Here is a 16,823-nt window from a genome sequence, read left to right as displayed (position 1 = left end):
CGTCAACACCAGACGCGCCCTTTTTTCTTGTGTGGATCGTTGATCCTCAACTACTTGCAGACCGTCCTTGATGAATCACATCAGAAATTTTTCGATCATTGCGCACATTGACCACGGCAAATCCACGCTGGCCGATCGCTTGATTCAACGCTGCGGTGGACTCGAAGCCCGCGACATGGAAGCCCAGGTGCTGGACTCCATGGACATCGAGAAAGAACGCGGCATCACCATCAAGGCGCAAACCGCTGCACTCCAATACAAAGCCAAAGATGGGCAGGTCTACAACCTCAACCTGATCGACACGCCTGGACACGTGGACTTCTCTTATGAAGTGTCGCGTTCATTGTCGGCGTGCGAAGGCGCCTTGCTGGTGGTCGACGCCAGCCAGGGTGTGGAAGCGCAAACCGTGGCCAACTGCTACACCGCACTCGACCTGGGTGTGGAAGTGGTGCCCGTGCTCAACAAGATGGATTTGCCCAACGCCGATCCGGACAATGCCCGCGCCGAAGTGGAGGACGTGATCGGCATCGACGCGACCGATGCGATCCCTTGCTCGGCCAAGACCGGCATGGGCATCGACGAAATCCTCGAAGCGATTGTGGCCAAGGTGCCCGCACCCCAAGGGCAGGCCGATGCGCCTTTGCGCGCCATGATCATCGACAGCTGGTTTGACAGCTATGTGGGTGTAGTCATGCTGGTGCGTGTGGTCGACGGTCAACTGATCAAAGGCGAACGCATCCGCATGATGGCCAGCAATGCCGTCTACGAAGCGGGCAGCCTGGGTGTGTTCACCCCGGCCAACCAGCCACGAGAGATGCTCAAGGCCGGCGAGGTGGGTTACATCATCGCGGGCATCAAGGAGTTGCAAGCGGCCAAAGTGGGTGACACCGTCACACTCGAAAAGAAATTGCCCAACAACCTCGGCCCGGCCACCGAAGCGCTGCCTGGCTTCAAGGAAATTCAGCCGCAGGTGTTTGCCGGTTTGTACCCGACCGAAGCCAACCAGTACGATGCCCTGCGCGACGCACTCGAAAAGCTCAAACTCAACGACGCGTCTTTGCACTATGAACCTGAAGTCTCGCAAGCGCTGGGTTTTGGATTCCGTTGCGGTTTCCTCGGTTTGCTGCACATGGAAATCGTGCAAGAGCGCCTGGAGCGCGAGTTCGACCAGGACCTGATCACCACCGCGCCCAGCGTGGTCTACGAAGTGGTCAAGGGCGACGGCGAAGTGATCATGGTGGAAAACCCCTCCAAGATGCCGGATCAGGGCCGCCTGCAGGAAATCCGTGAGCCCATCGTCACCGTGCACCTGTACATGCCGCAAGACTATGTGGGCCCCGTGATGACGCTGGCCAACCAAAAGCGCGGCGTGCAGATCAACATGGCCTACCACGGCCGCCAGGTCATGCTGACGTATGAGATGCCCCTGGGCGAGATCGTGCTGGACTTCTTTGACAAGCTCAAATCGGTCAGCCGGGGTTACGCCTCGATGGACTACGAGTTCAAGGAGTACCGCGCGTCCGACGTGGTCAAAGTCGACATCATGCTTAACGGCGAGAAGGTCGATGCGCTGTCCATCATCGTGCACCGCACACAGGCACAGTATCGGGGCCGTGCCGTGGCGGCCAAGATGCGCGAGATCATTTCCCGCCAGATGTTCGACGTGGCGATTCAGGCGGCCATTGGCGCCAACATCATTGCCCGTGAGACCATCAAGGCCTTGCGCAAGAACGTGCTGGCCAAGTGCTATGGTGGCGACATCACGCGCAAACGCAAATTGCTGGAAAAGCAAAAGGCGGGTAAAAAGCGCATGAAACAAATCGGTTCGGTCGAGGTGCCTCAAGAGGCGTTCCTGGCCATTTTGCAGGTGGAAGATTGATGCAGTTCCTGACCTCTTTGGTGCTGGCCGCGTTCGTGGGCTATGCGGGCTCCTGGTACCTGGGTTACATCGAGGGCAACTTTGCGTTGCTCTTGCTGCTGGCCACCGTGGTGACCGGTATTTACTGGCTGGCCGAACGCTTTTATTTCTTGCCGCAGCGTGAAGCCGCTGCAGCCAGACTCGATGAAGCCACGGCCCAGCGCCGCAGCGAACTCACCCGCATGGGCATCGAAAAAATCGACACCGACACGGCCGAAGCCCGCGACAAGCTGCTGATGCAGCCCTGGTGGCTGGACTGGACCGCTGGGCTGTTCCCGGTGATCGTGGTGGTGTTCATCCTGCGCTCTTTCCTGTTCGAGCCCTTCAAGATCCCCTCAGGCTCGATGATCCCGACGCTGCAAATCGGTGACCTGATCCTGGTCAATAAATTCCATTACGGCGTTCGTTTGCCGGTGGCCAACATCAAGCTCACCGAGGGTACCCCGGTGCAGCGCGGTGACGTGATGGTGTTCCGTTTCCCGCCGCGCCCTAGCCAGGACTACATCAAGCGGGTGATCGGCATCCCGGGCGACGAAGTGGCTTATCTGAACAAGAAGCTGACGATCAACGGCCAGCCCGTGGCCAGCGAGAGCCTGCCCGATTACTTTGACGAATCGGTGATGCGTTACTTCAAGCACCAGCGCGAGAACCTGCCCGGCAAAACCCACAACCTGATCATTGACAACGATCGACCCGCCTTCATCCCGGGAACGGACGAATTCCCTTTCCGTGACCAATGCCGCTACAGCGTCGAAGGCGTGGTCTGCAAGGTGCCCGCCGGGCACTACTTCATGATGGGTGACAACCGCGACAACTCGCTGGACTCCCGTTACTGGGGCTTTGTGCCCGACGCCAACATCGTGGGCAAGGCCTTCTTTGTCTGGATGAACTTTGGCAACCTCAAGCGCATCGGCGCTTTTGACTGACGTGGCCAACCCCGATCTTCTGTCCGCCCTGCAAGTGCGCTTGGGCTATGCATTCAAGCAGCGCGCCTTGCTGCAGCAGGCCGTGACCCACCGCAGCTTCAGTGCCGACCACAACGAGCGGCTCGAATTTCTGGGCGACTCGGTGCTCAACCTGGCGGTGGCGCACCTGCTCTACACCCAGCTGAGCGACCTGCCCGAAGGCGACCTCTCGCGCGTGCGGGCCAATCTCGTCAAGCAGGACACGCTGCACCAGCTGGCCCAGCAGATGGAGTTGCCTGCGGTCTTGCGTCTGGGCGAAGGCGAGCTGCGCTCCGGCGGGCAAAAGCGCCCGTCCATCCTGGCCGATGCGCTCGAAGCCCTGATCGGTGCGGTCTACCTGGATGGCGGCTATGCCGCTGCACAGCCCCTGGTGGAGCGCCTGTTCCAGAAGGTGGACATCAACCCGACCATGCAGGCGGCTGCCAAAGACCCCAAAACCGAACTCCAGGAGTGGTTGCAAGGCCGCAAGCTGGCGCTGCCGCAATACACCGTGGTGGAAACGTCGGGTGCGGCGCACCGCCAGACCTTCGAAGTGGCCTGCGAAGTGCCTCAACTGCGCCAGTCCCAACGTGGACTGGGCCCCTCCCGCCGAGCTGCCGAACAGGCCGCAGCCCAGGCCCTGCTCGACATCCTCAAGAAATCCGCATGAACGCCAAACACACGCCAGACGAGACAGGCTCCGAACCCCAGGTGGACTTGTCACCCAAGGTGGCCCGCCGTGCCATCGAGATCCCGGGGGTGACGGTCGAGCCGCGTTCGGACGCCGAGGCGCAAGCCGCAGGTGTGGCGGGCGATGCCCCGCTGTCCACCCAAGGCCAGCGCTGCGGCCTGGTGGCCATTGTGGGCAAGCCCAACGTCGGCAAGTCCACCTTGCTCAATGCTTTGGTGGGGCAAAAGATCAGCATCACCTCGCGCAAGGCGCAAACCACGCGCCACCGCATCACGGGCATCCGCAACCAAGACCAGACCCAGTTCGTGTTTGTGGACACCCCGGGCTTTCAGACCCGCCATGGCACCGCGCTCAACAAGTCGCTCAACAAGACCGTGGTTGGCGCGGTGGGCGATGTGGACCTGGTGCTCTTTGTGGTCGAGGCGGGCAGCTTCAACCTGGCCGATGCCAAGGTGCTGTCGCTGCTCAAGCCTGGCATCCCCGCGCTTTTGATCGCCAACAAACTTGACGCTGTGAATCGCCGTGCAGAAATTGCCCCCTGGTTGCGGGACATGCAGGAGCGCCACGCGTTTGCCGAGTTCGTACCCATGTCGGCCAAGCAGCCTAAAGACATCGAGCGCCTGTTGGGCATTTGCGAGAAATACCTGCCCGAGCAAGGCTGGTGGTACACCAACGACGAGTTGACCGACCGCAGCGAGAAATTCCTCGCCAGCGAAATTGTGCGCGAAAAGCTCTTCCGCCTCACGGGCGATGAGCTGCCTTACACCTCCACCGTCGTGATCGACAAGTTCGAGGAAGAACCTGCCCACACCGCCAAGCGCATGGTGCGCATCGCCGCCACCATCGTGGTCGAGCGCGATGGCCACAAAGCCATGGTCATCGGCGACAAGGGCGAAAAACTCAAGCGCATCGGCACCGAGTCCCGGATGGAACTTGAAAAACTGCTCGACGCCAAGGTGTTCATCGAGTTGTGGGTCAAGGTGCGCTCTGGCTGGGCCGACGACGAGGCGCGCGTGCGCTCCTTCGGTTACGAGTAATTTCGCTGCCAATGGCCACCCAGCGGATCGCAGACGAGCCAGCCTATGTGCTGCACCGCTACGACTGGAGCGAAACCAGCCTGATCCTGGAAGTCTTCACCCGCCACCATGGCCGGGTGGCGGTGGTGGCCAAGGGGGCCAAGCGGCCCAGCTCCAGCTTTCGCCCCGTTTTGCTGCCACTGCAGCCGCTGTCGCTCAGCTTTGGCGGTGACGGCGACATCCGCACCCTCAAGTCGGCCGAATGGGTGGGCGGCCACGTCATGCCCACGGGCGAAGCACTGCTCTCGGGCTACTACCTGAACGAGCTGCTGATGCGCCTCTTGGTGCGCGACGACCCCCATCCGCACCTGTTCGAGGTGTATGCCGCTGCCGTGCGCTTGCTGGCCAGTGGCGACCCGGACGCCATGCAATGGGCCTTGCGCGCCTTTGAATTGCTGGTGCTCAAGGAGACAGGTCTCTTGCCCGCACTCGACGTGCAGACCTTGACCATGAAACCGCTGGAGCCTGAGGCCTGGTATGCCCTGGTGCCTGAGGCCGGGCTGCAATGGGTGCCACAAGACAGCCGCCACGCCCTGCAGGGCCAGCAGTGGCTGGCGCTGCAGCACGCCCTGAACGCCCCCAGCCCGTTGGCCGCGCTGTTGCGCGAATGCGCCGAGCTGCTCAGCCAGATGCAGCGGCCGATGCGCTCCCTCCTCAACTACCATTGCGGTGTGGGAGCCTTGCGCACCCGCCAAATGATGCTGGACTTGCAAACCTTATGACCACCACCCCTGAACGCGTTGCCCTCTCGGTCAACGTCAACAAAGTCGCGCTGCTGCGCAACTCGCGCCACCTGGGCATCCCCAGCGTCACTCGCGCGGCCGAGCTGTGCCTGAAGGCGGGTGCGCAGGGCATCACCATCCATCCTCGGCCCGATGAGCGCCACATCCGCGCGAGCGACGTGCCCGAGTTGACGGCCCTGATGAAGGCCTGGCCCGAGCGCGAGTTCAACATCGAAGGCAACCCCTTCCACAACCTGATTCAGCACGTGCGTGCCGTGCGCCCGCACCAGGTGACCTTTGTGCCCGACAGTGAAGGCCAGTTCACCAGCGACCACGGCTGGACGTTTCCGCAAGACGCCGAGCGGCTGAAACCCCTGATCGACGAATGCAAGGCCCTGGGCGTGCGCGTGAGCCTCTTCATGGACCCGATTCCAGAGCAAATGGCTGCAGCACGCGCCGTAGGGGCTGACCGGGTGGAGCTGTACACCGAGCCTTATGCGGCTTCGTTTGGCACCCCGGACAACGCGTCCCAGTTGCAGCGTTACGCCGATGCGGCCGAGGCCGCGCTGCAGGCCGGCCTTGGCCTGAACGCAGGCCACGACCTGAACCGGGATAACTTGCCCGCCTTTGTGGCGGCGGTGAAGGGCCTGCAAGAAGTCTCGATTGGCCACGCCTTCATGGCCGATGCGCTGGAGCTGGGCTACAGCGCCACGGTGCAGGCCTACCTCGCTTGCCTGAAAAAATGATCTACGGCATCGGCACCGACATCTGCGACATCCGGCGCATCCAAGCCAGCCTGGAACGGCACGGCGAACGCTTTGCCGCCAAGGTCTTGAGCGATGCCGAAATGGCCACCTGGAAAGCCCGCAGCGCCCGTTGGCCCGAGCGGGGCGTGCGCTATCTCGCCACCCGGTTTTCGGCCAAAGAGGCCTTCAGCAAGGCCATTGGTCTGGGCATGCGCATGCCCATGACCTGGCGCCTGTGCGAGATCGGTAAACTGCCCAGTGGCCAGCCGGTCATCGTGCTGCACGGTGTTTTGAAAGAGTGGTTTGAAGCCAAGGGCCTGAGCGCACACATCACCGTGACCGACGAGTCCGAATACGCGGCCAGTTTTTGCGTGGTCGAGACCTCCAGCACCGTGCGCCCTTGATTTGCCGCGTTGGCGCCCCACATTGAATGGACACCCCATGTCACAGCACGCCCCCCTGATCATCGACATTGCCGGCACCACCCTGTCCGCTGTGGACCGCCGCCGTCTGGCGCATCCGCTGGTGGGCGGCATGATCCTGTTTGGCCGCAACTGGCACAGCCGTGCGCAGCTGACCACGCTGTGTGCCGACATCAAAAACCTCCGACCCGACCTCTTGATCGCGGTGGACCACGAAGGCGGCCGTGTGCAGCGCTTTCGCACCGACGGCTTCACCCATTTGCCGCCCATGCGCGCCTTGGGCGAGCTTTGGTGTCAGGACGACAAAGGCCAACCTGGCTCAGGCGTGCTCAAGGCCTGCGAAGCGGCCACATCGGCGGGCTTTGTGCTGGCCAGTGAGCTGCGCGCTTGCGGCGTGGACTTCAGCTTCACGCCCGTGCTCGACTTGGACCACGGCGAGAGCGGCGTGATTGGTGACCGCGCTTTTGCACGCGACCCGCGCGTCGTGAGCCTGCTGGCCCGCAGCCTGATGCAAGGCCTGCTGCAGGCGGGCATGGACAATTGCGGCAAGCATTTTCCCGGGCACGGTGCCGTCAAGGCCGACTCTCACGTGGCGCTGCCGGTGGACAAGCGCAGCCTCAAAACCATCCTGGCCGACGATGCACAACCTTACCGTTGGCTCACCAGCGTGCTCACTGCCGTCATGCCCGCCCATGTGATTTACAGCAAGGTCGACAGCCGCCCTGCGGGCTTTTCGCCGCGCTGGTTGCAAGACATCCTGCGTGCTCAGCTGGGCTTTCAGGGTGTGGTCTGTACCGATGACTTGTCGATGGCTGCCGCACGCCAGATGGACGGGCGCACCCTCAGCTACACCGAAGCCGTGATCACCGCGCTGCAGGCTGGCTGCGACCTGGCCCTGCTGTGCAACCGCTCGGCGGTGAACGACGGCGCTGAGCTGGATGAAGTGCTGGACCAGCTGGCCGAGGCCCAACTCAAAGGCCACTGGACACCCAGCGAGATCAGCGAAGAGCGGCGCTTGAACCTCTTGCCCCGTTCACCTGCCCGCCCCTGGGACGAGCTGGTGCGCTCGAGCGATTACATGCAGGCGCTTGACCGCCTGCCTTGAACTGAACAGGACACTGGAATGAACTCGATTGCACGCATCGTCATGGGCCTGTTCACGGGTCTTCTGGGGCTCGCGTTTCTGGCGGGCCTCCTGGCGGCGCTGGGCCTCTACATCGTGTTCGCTACCGTGCGCTGGTTGCTCACTGGCCGCAAGCCCCAGGTGGTGATGGTCTGGCAACAGTTCAGCGAGTTGCGCAAGGGCGCACGCTGGGGCGGTCAGCGCGGTTTTGGGGCGGGTTCCGAAGTGCCACGCCAGGACGACATCGTCGATGTGGAAGTGCGCGAGGTGGTGGACGATGCGCCCCGTTTGCCACCCCGGCAACAGGGCTGACGATCTGCCTGAATGAAACAACAAACCCGGCCAAGGCCGGGTTTGTTTTGGGGGCTGGGTGCGCTTATTCCTGCACGTGACGCAGGGCTGGGAACAGGATCACATCACGGATGCTGGGGCTGTCGGTCAGCAGCATCATCAGGCGGTCAATGCCGATGCCGCAGCCGCCTGCGGGGGGCATGCCGTATTCGAGGGCCCGCACAAAGTCGTGGTCGTAATACATGGCTTCGTCGTCGCCATCGTCCTTGGCGGCCACTTGGGCGTGAAAACGTGTTGCCTGGTCTTCGGCATCGTTCAACTCACTGAAACCGTTGCCAAATTCGCGTCCGGTGATGTAGAGCTCAAAGCGCTCGGTCACTTCGGGCCGGTTGTCGTTGGCGCGCGCCAGTGGGCTGATCTCGGTCGGATGTTCCATGATGAAGGTGGGCTCCCAGAGCTTGTCTTCCACGGTTTCCTCAAAGTAAAACACCTGCAGGCTGGCCAAGCTGCGGGTGGACAGCTTGTCCTTGGCTTCGCTCATGCCCAGCTTCTTCAGGGCGTTGATCAGCCACTCGGCGTTGTCCACGTTGTCACCCGCTTCGGTGTGCTTCACGATGGCTTCGCGGATGGTCATGCGGGCAAAAGGCTTGTTCAAATCCACCGGCTTGCCGTTGTAGGTCAGGTCGAGCGTGCCCGCTGCCGTCATGGCTGCGTCGCGGATCAGGGCCTCGGTGTAGCTCATCAGGTCCTGGTAGTTCCAGTACGCTGCGTAGAACTCCATCATGGTGAACTCGGGGTTGTGGCGCACCGAGATGCCTTCGTTGCGGAAGTTGCGGTTGATCTCGAACACGCGCTCAAAGCCGCCCACCAGCAAGCGCTTGAGGTACAGCTCGGGCGCGATGCGCAGGAACATGTCCTGCTCCAGCGCGTTGTGGTGCGTCACAAAGGGGCGGGCATTCGCACCGCCGGGGATGGGGTGCAGCATGGGTGTCTCGACTTCGAGGAAGCCGTGTTTGACCATGAACTCGCGGATGCCGCTGACGGCCTTGCTGCGGGCCACAAAGCGCTTGCGGGCGGCTTCGTCGGTCATCAGGTCCACATAGCGCTGGCGGTATTTGACTTCCTGGTCGGCCACACCGTGGAACTTGTCGGGCATGGGGCGCAGGCTCTTGGTGAGCATGCGGATCGATGTAGCGTGGATGGACAGCTCGCCCGTGCGGGTCTTGAACAGGTGGCCTTCGACGCCCACGATGTCGCCCAAATCCCAGTGTTTGAACAAGGCGTACAGGTCTTCGCCCACATCGTCGCGGGTCACATAGACCTGGATGCGGCCTGTGGCGTCTTGCAGCGTGGCAAAGCTGGCCTTGCCCATCACGCGCTTGAGCATCATGCGGCCAGCGACTTTGGCGGTGGTCTTGGCCACGCCTTCGCCGTTCAGGTCTTCGGCTTCTTTGCCGCCGTGGGCTTCGTGCAGGTTGGCGGCGTGGTGTTCAGGTTTGAAGTCGTTGGGGAAGGCCACGCCCTTGCCATCGGCCTGCGCCTGGCGCATGGCCTTGAGCTTCTCGCGGCGCTCGGCGATCAGTTGGTTTTCATCCTGGGGCGCTGGGATTTGCGCAGCAGCGGCTGGAGCGTTGGCAGTCGTGTCAGACATGGCGAGGTGCGGTTGGGACCTGGGCGCACAGGCGCCCGATCCGGGGGTTGAAATGTGCGCGAAGGCGCAAAGCCTTCTATTTTAAGAGTTTGCAGGCGGTTTCCCGCCCGAGGCGGCATCAGAAGTTGGCGCGACCAGATCGCCGATCAGTTCCAGCCGCATCAGGGGCTCGGGCAGGGCAAACAGGCGGTATTTCATGGCCAGGGGCAAGGGCAACAACTCACCGTAGCGGTGGGACAGCCAGCCGCAGTCCTGCAGCCGCCAGGCTTCGTTCCAGTGCGGCACCACACTGGGCTGGCCGCTCAACTGGCGCAGGGCTTCGTGCATCTGGGTCGATAAGTGTTGCAAGTCTTCGGGCACTTGCACGTCGGGCTCGGGCGGCAAGGCGTGTACCCGGCCCAGCCACAAGCCATCACTGCGCTGCTGGGTGGCCTCGATGCGAAATTTATCCATCCCACGGCACCAGACCCTCACCAGGCCCGCCTGGGGGCGTTCAATGCGCTCGATCTGCACGCGGGTGCCGATGGGTTCGAACTGCTCGGTCTCGCCGGGCCGATGGACTTCTCGGCCTTGGGTCAGAGTGACGACGCCAAAGCCGGTGCCTTGGCGCTCGCACTCGCCGATCATTTGCAAGTAGCGCAGTTCAAACAACTGCAAAGGCAGCAAGGCCCCCGGAAACAGCACCGTGCCCAGCGGGAACAGGGGCAATTCCGTCAAGGTTGTGGGGGAAGGGGCATCGCGTTCAGGCATCTGGGTATCATCGCACGAGCAGGAGAAAACGATGTTGTTTCAGATGGTGAGTTTGGTCTTGGATGTGGTGGCCGGCTTGATCGCAGGCACCTGTTTGCTGCGTTTCTGGATGCAGCGGCAGCGGATCTCTTTCCACCAGCCCTTGGGACGGTTTGTGTTTGCTGTCACCGACTGGTTGCTCCTGCCTTTGCGACGTGTGATTCCCCCGTGGTCGTCCTGGGATGTGTCGAGCCTGGTGGGTGCCTTCCTCATCAAGCTGGTGCAGTACACGCTTTTGTGGCTGGTGGCGGGTGGCCGAGGCGCATGGGGTTTGTTGCCGCTGGTGACCGTGGTGGGCCTGGCCCAACTGGTGGTGTCTGCGCTCAGTGCGCTGGTGCTGGTGCTGGCGTTGTTGTCCTGGGTCAACCCTGGCTCGCCCATGTACGGCCTGACCGCCCGTTTGTGCGACCCGTTCTTGAAGCCGTTTCAGCGCGTGGTGCCGCTGATCGGTGGGGTGGATTTGTCACCGATCGCCTTGTTGCTGGTCTTGCAGTTGGCGGGCATGGCGCTGGCCCAGTTGCAGATGGGCTGGATGTACTGAGCCACTCGGCAAGCCCCCAAAACAAAGGCCCTCCGAAGAGGGCCTTTGTTTTGGGGGTGCTGGCTTGCTCAGCTGACGGCGTCGGCGCTTTGGCGCTGCAGCATTGCCAGCACGCTGGAGATGGTCTTGCGCAGCTCGCGGCGGTCGCAGATGAAGTCCACGGCGCCCTTGGTCTGCAAAAACTCGGCACGCTGGAAGCCCTCGGGCAGCGTCACGCGCACGGTGGTCTCGATCACGCGGGGGCCGGCAAAACCGATCAGGGCCTTGGGCTCGGCGATCACCACGTCACCCACAAAGGCAAAACCGGCCGACACACCACCCATGGTCGGGTCGGTCAGCACGCTGATGTAGGGCAGGCCTTTCTTGGCCAGACGGGTGAGGGCCGCATTGGTTTTGGCCATCTGCATGAGCGAAAGCAGGCCTTCCTGCATGCGGGCGCCGCCTGTGGCGGTGAAGCAGACGAAAGGCACTTTTTGCTCGATGGCGGTCTCGACGCCACGCACAAAGCGCTCACCCACGACCGAACCCATGGAGCCGCCCATGAAGTCGAACTCGAAGCAGGCCGCGACCAGCTCGATGCTCTGCACCGCACCGCCCATGACCACCAGCGCGTCGGTCTCGCCGGTGTTGTCCATGGCCTCTTTCAGGCGCTCGGGGTACTTTCGGCTGTCCTTGAATTTGAGGGCGTCGACCGGCACCACTTCCTGGCCGATCTCATAGCGGCCTTCGCCGTCGAGGAAGGCGTTCAGGCGGGCACGTGCGCCAATGCGGTGGTGGTGACCACAGCTGGGGCAGACGTTGACGTTTTCTTCGAGGTCGTTCTTGTACAGCACGGTCTCGCAGCTGGGGCATTTGATCCACAGGCCCTCGGGCACCGAGCGGCGGTCGGCCGGGTCGGTGTGAACAATCTTGGGCGGCAGCAGTTTTTCAAGCCAACTCATGCGGGTTTCTCCTTAAGTTGGGATTATCGCCGTTCAGGCGTCCAGTGCCTGGCGGATGCCAGACAGGAAGTCGGCAGCGACCGTGTTGACCCGGTCGGCCGGCTCGTTTTCGATCAGCTGGATCAGGCGTGAACCGATCACCACCGCGTCGGCCACGCGACCAATCGCCTTGGCCGTGGCCGCATCTCGGATGCCAAATCCCACGCCCACCGGCACGCTCACATGCTGGCGGATGCGCGGCAGCATGGCTTCCACGGCGTCGATGTCCAGGGCGCCAGAACCCGTCACGCCCTTGAGCGACACGTAATACACATAGCCGCTGGCGACTCGGGCCACTTGCTGCATGCGTTCGTCGGTCGAGGTGGGTGCCAGCAAGAAAATCAGGTCCATGCTGTGGGCGCGCAGCTTGGCGGCGAATTCCACACATTCTTCAGGCGGGTAATCCACGATCAGCACACCGTCCACGCCCGCAGCAGAGGCATCGCGGATGAAGCTGTCCGCGCCGTGCTTCTGGTCGTAACGCTCCACCGGGTTGGCGTAGCCCATCAGCACCACGGGGGTGCTGGCGTTGGTCTGCCGGAACTCTCGCACCATGGCCAGCACCTGCACGAGGCCAATGCCCATGGCCAGAGCTTTGTCGCCCGCCTTCTGGATCACCGGGCCGTCGGCCGAGGGGTCGGAAAACGGCACCCCCAACTCGATGATGTCGGCACCCGCGCCTGCCATGGCGTGCATCAGGGCAGGGGTGCTGTCTGCGAAGGGGAAGCCTGCGGTCACGAAAGGGATCAATGCCTTGCGGCCTTGGGCCTTGAGCTGGGAGAGGGTGGTGTCAATGCGGCTCATCTGTACAGCCCTCACTTCACGATGTTGACGGGCTGCTCGCCGCCCTTGACCGACTGGCCGCGGCAGCTGGGACGGCAATAGAAGTCGGCCTGGCTCAGGTCGGCCACGGTGCCGATGTCCTTGTCGCCACGGCCCGACAGGTTGACGAGGATCGACTGGTCAGTGCGCAGGGTTTTGGCCAGCTTCATGGCGTAAGCCACGGCGTGGCTCGACTCGAGCGCAGGGATGATGCCCTCGGTGCGGCACAGGTAGTGGAAGGCCTCGAGCGCTTCCTTGTCGGTGATGCCCACGTACTCGGCGCGGCCGATGTCCTTGAGGAAGGCGTGTTCGGGACCGACACCGGGGTAGTCCAGGCCCGCGCTCACGCTGTGGGTTTCGGTGATCTGGCCGTTGTCGTCTTGCAGGATGTAAGTGCGGTTGCCGTGCAGCACGCCGGGGCTGCCCAGCTGCAGCGAGCAGGAATGCTTGCCGGAGTCCATGCCTTCGCCTGCGGCTTCCACGCCGATCAGACGGGTGTTTTCGTGGGCGATGTAGGGGTAGAAGATGCCCATGGCGTTGCTGCCGCCACCCACGCAGGCAATGACCGCGTCGGGCTGCTGCTCCGCCATGTGCAGGCTTTTAAACATCTCGGGCATTTGCGTGAGGCATTCTTCGCCGATCACGCTTTGGAAGTCGCGCACCATCATGGGGTAGGGGTGCGGGCCCGCCACGGTGCCGATGATGTAGAAGGTGTTGTCCACATTGGCGACCCAGTCACGCATGGCTTCGTTGAGGGCGTCCTTGAGGGTTTTGCTGCCCGACTCGACCGGAATCACGGTCGCGCCCAGCAGTTTCATGCGATAGACGTTGGGGCTTTGGCGCTTGACGTCTTCGCTGCCCATGTAGACCACACATTCGAGCCCATAGCGGGCGCAGATGGTGGCGGTGGCCACGCCGTGCTGGCCCGCGCCGGTCTCGGCAATGATGCGTGTTTTGCCCATGCGCTTGGCGAGCATGGCTTGGCCGATGGTGTTGTTGATCTTGTGCGCACCCGTGTGGTTGAGGTCTTCGCGTTTGAGGAAGATCTGTGCGCCGCCCATCTCACGGCTCATGCGGGCCGCGTGGTAGACGGGGGAGGGGCGGCCCACAAAATGCGCCAACTCGGACTTGAATTCGGCGATGAATTCGGGGTCGTGCTGGTACTTGGCGTAGGCGTCTTTGAGCTCGTTGATGGCATGTGTCAGCGTCTCTGACACAAAGCTGCCGCCGTAAATGCCGAAATGCCCCTTGGCATCGGGCTGTTGGTAGTCGTACATGGTGACCTTGGAAAAACGGATTTCAGGAGGCGTTGTCGGCGGCGCGCACGGCAGCGACAAACTGCTGCATTTTTTCGGCATCTTTCAGGCCTTTGCCTGCTTCGATGCCCGAGCTCACGTCAACGGCCAGTGAGCGGCCGTGTGAGCGCAGTGTCCGAATGCCATCGGTCACGTTTGCAGGTGTGAGTCCACCAGACAAAACGAGGTGAGCTTCGACGTTTGGAGGCAGCTGTGACCAAGGGAATGTTTTTCCGCCGCCACCAAAACCGTCGACATGGGCATCGAGCAATATGGCTTGGGCTGTGCTGTGGGATTGGGCAAATTTTACCAAGTCAAAGTCGCCAGCCGATTCCAGGGGGATTCGGGCGGCTTTGAGGTGTGGGCGGCCTGTGGCCAGGCTCATGGCGGCGCAAAACTCGGGCGTCTCGTCGCCATGGAACTGCAGCACCGCGCCGGGCACGGAAGCGCAGGCTTGGGCAATCCGTTCGGGCCTGTCGTTGACGAACAGCAGCACGGGCGTGACAAAGGCAGGCAAGCGTGCGGCCAGCTCAGCGGCGCGTTCGATGGGCACGTTGCGCGGGCTGGGCGGGTAGAGCACGAAGCCGATGGCGTCGGCGCCCGCTTGAACAGCGGCGTCGACATCGGCTTCGCGGGTGAAGCCGCACATTTTGATGCGGGTGCGTTGTGGATTGCTCATGGCAGCCAGTCAAAAGCCGGGGTGGTCGTGGGCAGACCCCATTCTGGCCCATAGACCGGGCCCGCAAAATACAGGCCATCGGGTGAGAAGGTGGGCGCTGCGGCATCGCGGCTGCGTGCGTCGATCACCTCGTGCAGCCAGCTGGGCGGGTGCATGCCCTGGCCCACATAGACCAGACAGCCCATGATGTTGCGGATCATGTGGTGCAAAAAGGCGTTGCCTTCGAACTCGAAGCGCCAGTAAGGCCCCCGGCGGTGGATGTCGATGCGGTGCAGCGTCTTGACCGGGCTGAGCGCCTGGCAGGCGCTGGCGCGAAACGAAGAAAAGTCGTGCTCGCCCAGCAGGTGCTGCGCGGCTTCGCGCATGGCGACTTCGTCGAGCGGGCGAAAGGACCAGCCGACCCGGCCCGACTCGAGCGCAGGGCGCACGGGCGATTCTAGCAGCACGTACACATAGCGCCGGGCCACCGCGCTGCCCCGGGCATGGAAATCGCTCGGCATTTCCTGGGCCCATTGCACGGCAATGTCGGGTGGCAGGTAGCGGTTGGTGCCCCGCACCCAGGAGTGCATGTCGCGCGCCAAAGGGGTGTCCAGGTGCACCACCTGCATCAAGCCGTGCACACCCGTGTCGGTGCGGCCTGCGCAGTGGGTGAGCACGCGCTGGTCGCAGAACTGCGACAGCGCTTTTTCGAGCTGGTCCTGGATGGTTTGGCCCGAGGGTTGGCTTTGCCAGCCCAGATAAGGCTGGCCGTTGTAGCTGACCCCCAAGGCCAAACGCATGGGAATCAGGCTTCCAGCAAGATGCGCAGCATGCGGCGCAGCGGCTCGGCCGCGCCCCACAGCAGCTGGTCACCGATGGTGAACGCGCCGACGTATTCGGGGCCCATGGCCAGCTTGCGCACACGGCCCACGGGGATGGTCATGGTGCCGGTCACGGCCACAGGGGTCAGGTCTTGGATGGTGGCTTCGCGGGTGTTGGGCACCACTTTGACCCACTCGTTGTCGGCAGCGATCATGGCTTCGATGTCGGCCACGGGCACGTCTTTTTTGAGCTTGAAAGTCAGGGCCTGGCTGTGGCAGCGCATGGCACCCACACGCACGCAGAAACCGTCAACCGGGATGGCGGTGGAGTTGAAGCCCTCGCCGAGCCCCAAGATCTTGTTGGTTTCGGCCATGCCTTTCCACTCTTCCTTGGACATGCCATTGCCCAGGTCCTTGTCGATCCAGGGGATCAGCGAGCCACCCAGGGGCACGCCAAAGTTGGCGGTCTCGGCACCGGTCAGGGCGCGTTGCTTGGCGATCACCTTGCGGTCAATCTCGAGGATGGCGCTCTTGGGGTCGTCCAGCAGGGCTTTGACTTCGGCGTTGAGCGTGCCGTATTGGGTCAGCAGCTCGCGCATGTGTTGTGCTCCGCCGCCGGATGCCGCTTGGTAAGTCTGGGTGCTCATCCATTCGACCAGACCGGCTTTGTACAAGGCGCCCACGCCCATCAACATGCAGGAGACGGTGCAGTTGCCGCCCACCCAGTTGTTGCCGCCATGCGCCAAGGCGTTCTTGATCACGGGCATGTTGACCGGATCGAGAATGATCACGGCGTCTTTTTCCATGCGCAGGGTCGATGCCGCGTCGATCCAGTGGCCATTCCAGCCGGCAGCGCGCAGCTTGGGGAAGACTTCCGAGGTGTAGTCGCCGCCCTGGGCCGTGATGATGATCTCGCAGCGCTTGAGCTGTTCGATGTTGAAGGCGTCTTGCAGCGTGGTTTCGTTCTTGGCCATCGAGGGGGCTTTGCCGCCCGCATTCGATGTGGAGAAGAACAAGGGCTCGATCAGGTCAAAGTCTTTTTCCTGAATCATGCGGTCCATCAGAACCGAGCCGACCATACCGCGCCAGCCGACCAAACCTACCAACTTGCTCATTTCATTGCCCTTTCAAAGTTAAACAGTGTGAGACCTGACTGTTTGCCCCGGCTCGTCTGGCCGGGGAGGGCGCACGACGAACCAGAGCCGTTAGCCCTTAATGGTCGTCGTTTTGGTGGTGATTGCACGCGCACCGGCAGCCACTGCAGCGGCAGCGGTCAGGTTCAGGCAGAACAGGTGGGCGTGGAACATGGGGTGGGATTGTACCGGATTGGCTT

At 62.6% G+C, this 16,823-nt stretch carries 18 protein-coding genes; 10 read left to right on the top strand and 8 right to left on the bottom strand.

The features are described 5' to 3' along the window. Nucleotides 1-70 precede the first annotated feature (70 nt). From lepA to IC609_RS14955, 9 genes are read left to right on the top strand one after another with little or no spacing between them, the layout of a single operon-like run. Nucleotides 71-1,879: a translation elongation factor 4 gene (lepA, locus tag IC609_RS14995; RefSeq protein WP_191820339.1), complete on the top strand. Its 1,809-nt coding sequence runs from the start codon at nucleotides 71-73 to the stop codon at nucleotides 1,877-1,879. Continuing rightward, nucleotides 1,879-2,844, top strand: coding sequence for a signal peptidase I (lepB, locus tag IC609_RS14990; RefSeq protein ID WP_191820338.1), 966 nt, complete (start codon nucleotides 1,879-1,881; stop codon nucleotides 2,842-2,844). The genes lepA and lepB overlap by 1 nt, the downstream gene beginning before the upstream one ends. Nucleotide 2,845: 1 nt before the next feature. After that, complete coding sequence (rnc, locus tag IC609_RS14985) at nucleotides 2,846-3,532, top strand: ribonuclease III (RefSeq protein WP_191820337.1); 687 nt, start codon at nucleotides 2,846-2,848, stop codon at nucleotides 3,530-3,532. After that, nucleotides 3,529-4,590, top strand: a complete 1,062-nt coding sequence (gene era / locus IC609_RS14980) for a GTPase Era (protein ID WP_191820336.1) — start codon at nucleotides 3,529-3,531, stop codon at nucleotides 4,588-4,590. Before rnc ends, era begins: the two co-directional genes overlap by 4 nt. An 11-nt stretch (nucleotides 4,591-4,601) precedes the next feature. After that, on the top strand, nucleotides 4,602-5,351 hold the full coding sequence (recO, locus tag IC609_RS14975) for a DNA repair protein RecO (protein ID WP_191820335.1): 750 nt from the start codon (nucleotides 4,602-4,604) through the stop codon (nucleotides 5,349-5,351). Then, complete coding sequence (locus tag IC609_RS14970; RefSeq protein ID WP_191820334.1) at nucleotides 5,348-6,097, top strand: pyridoxine 5'-phosphate synthase; 750 nt, start codon at nucleotides 5,348-5,350, stop codon at nucleotides 6,095-6,097. The genes recO and IC609_RS14970 overlap by 4 nt, the downstream gene beginning before the upstream one ends. Then, nucleotides 6,094-6,501, top strand: a complete 408-nt coding sequence (acpS, locus tag IC609_RS14965) for a holo-ACP synthase (RefSeq protein ID WP_191820333.1) — start codon at nucleotides 6,094-6,096, stop codon at nucleotides 6,499-6,501. The genes IC609_RS14970 and acpS overlap by 4 nt, the downstream gene beginning before the upstream one ends. Before the next feature lie 37 nt (nucleotides 6,502-6,538). Continuing rightward, entirely contained in the window at nucleotides 6,539-7,624 is a 1,086-nt protein-coding gene (nagZ, locus tag IC609_RS14960; RefSeq protein WP_191820332.1) for a beta-N-acetylhexosaminidase, read from the top strand. Nucleotides 7,625-7,642: 18 nt separating this feature from the next. Beyond that, a complete protein-coding gene (locus IC609_RS14955) occupies nucleotides 7,643-7,954 on the top strand; it encodes a hypothetical protein (protein WP_191820331.1) in 312 nt (103 codons plus the stop codon). Between the two features lie 64 nt (nucleotides 7,955-8,018). Here IC609_RS14955 and lysS read toward each other — a convergent pair whose 3' ends face one another. After that, complete coding sequence (gene lysS / locus IC609_RS14950) at nucleotides 8,019-9,584, bottom strand: lysine--tRNA ligase (RefSeq protein WP_191820330.1); 1,566 nt, start codon at nucleotides 9,582-9,584, stop codon at nucleotides 8,019-8,021. A gap of 81 nt (nucleotides 9,585-9,665) precedes the next feature. Continuing rightward, nucleotides 9,666-10,334, bottom strand: coding sequence for an LON peptidase substrate-binding domain-containing protein (locus IC609_RS14945; RefSeq protein WP_191820329.1), 669 nt, complete (start codon nucleotides 10,332-10,334; stop codon nucleotides 9,666-9,668). A 31-nt stretch (nucleotides 10,335-10,365) separates the two neighbouring features. Between IC609_RS14945 and IC609_RS14940 the strand changes: the two genes are divergently transcribed. Then, nucleotides 10,366-10,914, top strand: coding sequence for a YggT family protein (locus tag IC609_RS14940; RefSeq protein ID WP_191820328.1), 549 nt, complete (start codon nucleotides 10,366-10,368; stop codon nucleotides 10,912-10,914). A 68-nt stretch (nucleotides 10,915-10,982) separates the two neighbouring features. On the opposite strand, the gene accD is transcribed toward IC609_RS14940, so the two are convergent. Genes accD through asd form a run of 6 tightly spaced genes read right to left on the bottom strand, consistent with a single transcriptional unit; the run spans nucleotide 10,983 to nucleotide 16,605 of the window. Further along, nucleotides 10,983-11,855: an acetyl-CoA carboxylase, carboxyltransferase subunit beta gene (gene accD / locus IC609_RS14935; RefSeq protein WP_191820327.1), complete on the bottom strand. Its 873-nt coding sequence runs from the start codon at nucleotides 11,853-11,855 to the stop codon at nucleotides 10,983-10,985. Between the two features lie 33 nt (nucleotides 11,856-11,888). Next, the gene (trpA, locus tag IC609_RS14930) at nucleotides 11,889-12,698 is read right to left on the bottom strand and encodes a tryptophan synthase subunit alpha (protein ID WP_191820326.1); all 810 of its coding nucleotides are present in this window, start codon (nucleotides 12,696-12,698) and stop codon (nucleotides 11,889-11,891) included. Between the two features lie 11 nt (nucleotides 12,699-12,709). Next, complete coding sequence (gene trpB / locus IC609_RS14925) at nucleotides 12,710-13,993, bottom strand: tryptophan synthase subunit beta (protein WP_191820325.1); 1,284 nt, start codon at nucleotides 13,991-13,993, stop codon at nucleotides 12,710-12,712. 22 nt (nucleotides 13,994-14,015) lie between these two features. Next, complete coding sequence (locus tag IC609_RS14920; RefSeq protein WP_191820324.1) at nucleotides 14,016-14,690, bottom strand: phosphoribosylanthranilate isomerase; 675 nt, start codon at nucleotides 14,688-14,690, stop codon at nucleotides 14,016-14,018. After that, complete coding sequence (gene truA, locus IC609_RS14915) at nucleotides 14,687-15,469, bottom strand: tRNA pseudouridine(38-40) synthase TruA (RefSeq protein ID WP_191820323.1); 783 nt, start codon at nucleotides 15,467-15,469, stop codon at nucleotides 14,687-14,689. Before truA ends, IC609_RS14920 begins: the two co-directional genes overlap by 4 nt. Before the next feature lie 5 nt (nucleotides 15,470-15,474). Next, a complete protein-coding gene (asd, locus tag IC609_RS14910; protein ID WP_191820322.1) occupies nucleotides 15,475-16,605 on the bottom strand; it encodes an aspartate-semialdehyde dehydrogenase in 1,131 nt (376 codons plus the stop codon). Between the last annotated feature and the right edge of the window lie 218 nt (nucleotides 16,606-16,823).

The organism is Limnohabitans radicicola (genome assembly GCF_014837235.1).
Classification (GTDB): Bacteria; Pseudomonadota; Gammaproteobacteria; order Burkholderiales; family Burkholderiaceae_C; genus Limnohabitans_A; species Limnohabitans_A radicicola.
The sequence above is the reverse complement of the archived record's forward strand: the minus strand, read 5'-3'. Positions and strand labels throughout refer to the sequence as shown.